The following is a 2,424-nucleotide window of genomic DNA, read 5'->3' as shown; positions in this document are numbered from 1 at the left end:
CAACAGCTGCTCGGCCCGGACGTAGACCGGAGAGTAGTCGGCAATGGTGCCGTGCCGACCATTGCCGGGACCGTCGACATGGCCCTCGATGCGGTGCTCGATGCGCGCCATCGTGTTGCGGTAGAAGAGCTCCCAGCTGTCGATGGCCCCGGTCCGGGAGGTTCGCACCGTGCCGGTGAAAATCCGCTCGAAGAGCTCCGGACCGCGCAGCCAGCCCGGTCCGAAGAGCTCGTCGGCGAGCAGGCCGGCGAGGTCGTCGTCGACGAGCTCGGGCGGGACCCGGTGGCCGACGTGGAGCAGGTCCCCGTCGTTGTGTACGTCGAAGTGCTCGGTGCGGATCGTGTGCAGCGCGCGTCGTGGCGGCACCGGTCCCTGCGCGCGGACCTCGACGACCTCGTCGATGTAGGCCCCGTCGAGGCACGCCCGGAAGGGGTCGATGGGGGCAGAGGTCGCGGCCTCGGTCATCAGCCGACCTCGGACATCGAGGTGGTGACCCGGTCGAGGCCGGTGAGGTTGCGCACCACCTGGACGCGGCTGCAGTACTCCGCATACGCCGGCAGGTCGCAGCGACCCAGTCCCCACGAATAGCGTGGTTCCGGCGTGAGCCAGACCGTCTCGCGGGCACGTCGGGTGATCTCCTCGAAGACCGACAGCCGCGGGTCGTTGCCGTTGCCACGACCGTCGCCGAGCACGATGACCGTCGTACGACGCGTGACGGCCGAGCCGAACTGCTCCAGGAAGTCCTCGAACGCCGAGCCGTAGTCGGAGTCGGCGTCGACGTCGAGCACGCCACCGGCCGGCAGCCCGGACATCACGAGTGAGAGCGCTTCTTCGGGATGGTGCTCGGCGAAGAGGTCGGTGATCTCGACGAGGTCCTTGACGAAGGCGAACGTGCGCACCGAGGAGGCCAGCGACTGCAGGCTGTGGACGAGCTGCAGGGTGAACCGCGCCGCCGAGCGCACGGAGAGCGAGACGTCGCAGAGCACCAGCAGCTTGGGCCGGTCCTCGACCTTGCTGACGGTGACCGGGCGGAAGGGGACGCCGTCGTACTTCATATTCGCGCGCATCGTGCGGGCGCCGTCGACGACGCCACGTACGGCAGCCTTGCGTCGAGGACGCGGCGCGCCACGCAGCGACCGCAACAGGCGGCGCAGGGCTTCCTCGAGCTCGGCGCGCTCGTGCTCGTGGATCCGCTCGGTCTGGGCGGCCTGGATCTCGCGCTTCTCGATCTCGTGCTCGACCGCCATCAGCTTCTCGAGGTGTTGCTTCAGGCGCTCCGGCAGCCCGGCCAGGAAGGGCGCGAGGGCAGCGCGCAGGGCTTCGAGCGTTGCGCCGCGGTCCTCGTCGACGTCGGGCAGCGCATCCTCGAGCCAGCTGAGCAACGCCATCTCCTGGGCGACAGTGAGCTCGACGTCGAGCTCCGTGCCGGGGCTGCGGATCAGGTCGCCGGGGGAGCCCGGGTTGTGCATCCGGTGCGTGGAGATCTGCACGCGTGCGGCCTCGCCGGCACTGCCCTCGGTGTCGTTGGAGAGCACGATCTCGTCGGTCAGCGCAGCGATGTCGATCTTGTTCGCCTCCTGGTGGAGGTTGTACTGCTGCGCCATGTCCTCGGGCTTGAAGAACTCCTTGATGTCGTCGGGCTTGCCGTGCGAGTGACCGTCCTCGGGGATGTCGCCGGGCTCGTCGGAGAGCGTGAACTGCTCGAGCTCACCGTCATCGGTCAGGTCGTCGTGGCTGTGGCCGTGGCCGACCTCGTCCTCGAAGACCGCCCGCAGCCCGAAGAACAGGTCGAAGACGCGGTCGAAGGTGGCCAGGTCGCGGCGGTCCTTGATCAGGCTGACCACGAGCGCGGAGCGGAGCACCTCGCGCTCTCCGAGCACGCCGGCCTGCGCCACCGCGTGCATGGCGTCGATCGCCTCCGCCGTACTCACTCGAACCCCGTTGAGGCGGAGGAACCTGATGAAGCGGTGAACTGCCCCCTCCATCGGATCAGACCGGACGCTTGCGGGCGGAGCGCGCGGCGAACGAGCGCTCGCCCTGGCTGGCCGTGACCGTCTTGACCGCGGGTGCCTCGTCGGCCTTGCCGGGACCGCCGTAGTTGTCACCGTGGCGGCCTGGCTTGTCCTTGGCGGCGCGGACCTCCCTGCCGTCCACGTCCGCGTCACCGTCGTCGTGGCTGTGGTCGCCGTCGGCGCCGTGCCCATGGCCGTGACCGTGCCCATGGCCGTGGTCCTGCTTGCTCGGGACCTTCGCGTTCGGGTCGACCAGGTGGGGGATCGCGGCGAGGGCCTTCTTCAGGTCGCGTTCGTACTTCACGACGACGTTGAGGGTCTGCGACAGCACGTCGGCACTGAGCTCGCTGACCCCGAGCACGGCGAGCGTGCGGGCCCAGTCGATGGTCTCGGAGATGCTCGGTGCCTTGCG

At 69.3% G+C, this 2,424-nt stretch carries 2 protein-coding genes and 1 pseudogene; all 3 read right to left on the bottom strand.

Going from position 1 to position 2,424, the window contains the following annotated elements; translation table 11 throughout:
- A partial coding sequence (locus tag RMO85_RS17970) for a hypothetical protein (RefSeq protein ID WP_310530088.1) occupies positions 1-465 on the bottom strand: 465 nt, incomplete at its 3' end.
- Positions 465-1,931: a VWA domain-containing protein gene (locus RMO85_RS17965; protein WP_310530087.1), complete on the bottom strand. Its 1,467-nt coding sequence runs from the start codon at positions 1,929-1,931 to the stop codon at positions 465-467. The genes RMO85_RS17970 and RMO85_RS17965, both read right to left, overlap by 1 nt.
- 58 nt (positions 1,932-1,989) lie before the next feature.
- Positions 1,990-2,424: pseudogene (locus RMO85_RS17960) on the bottom strand (MoxR family ATPase); the annotation flags it as partial.

Source organism: Nocardioides sp. (assembly GCF_031422975.1).
Taxonomy (GTDB): Bacteria; Actinomycetota; Actinomycetes; order Propionibacteriales; family Nocardioidaceae; genus Nocardioides.
Note: the sequence above shows the minus strand (reverse complement) of the source record. Positions and strands in the feature narration are given on the sequence as shown.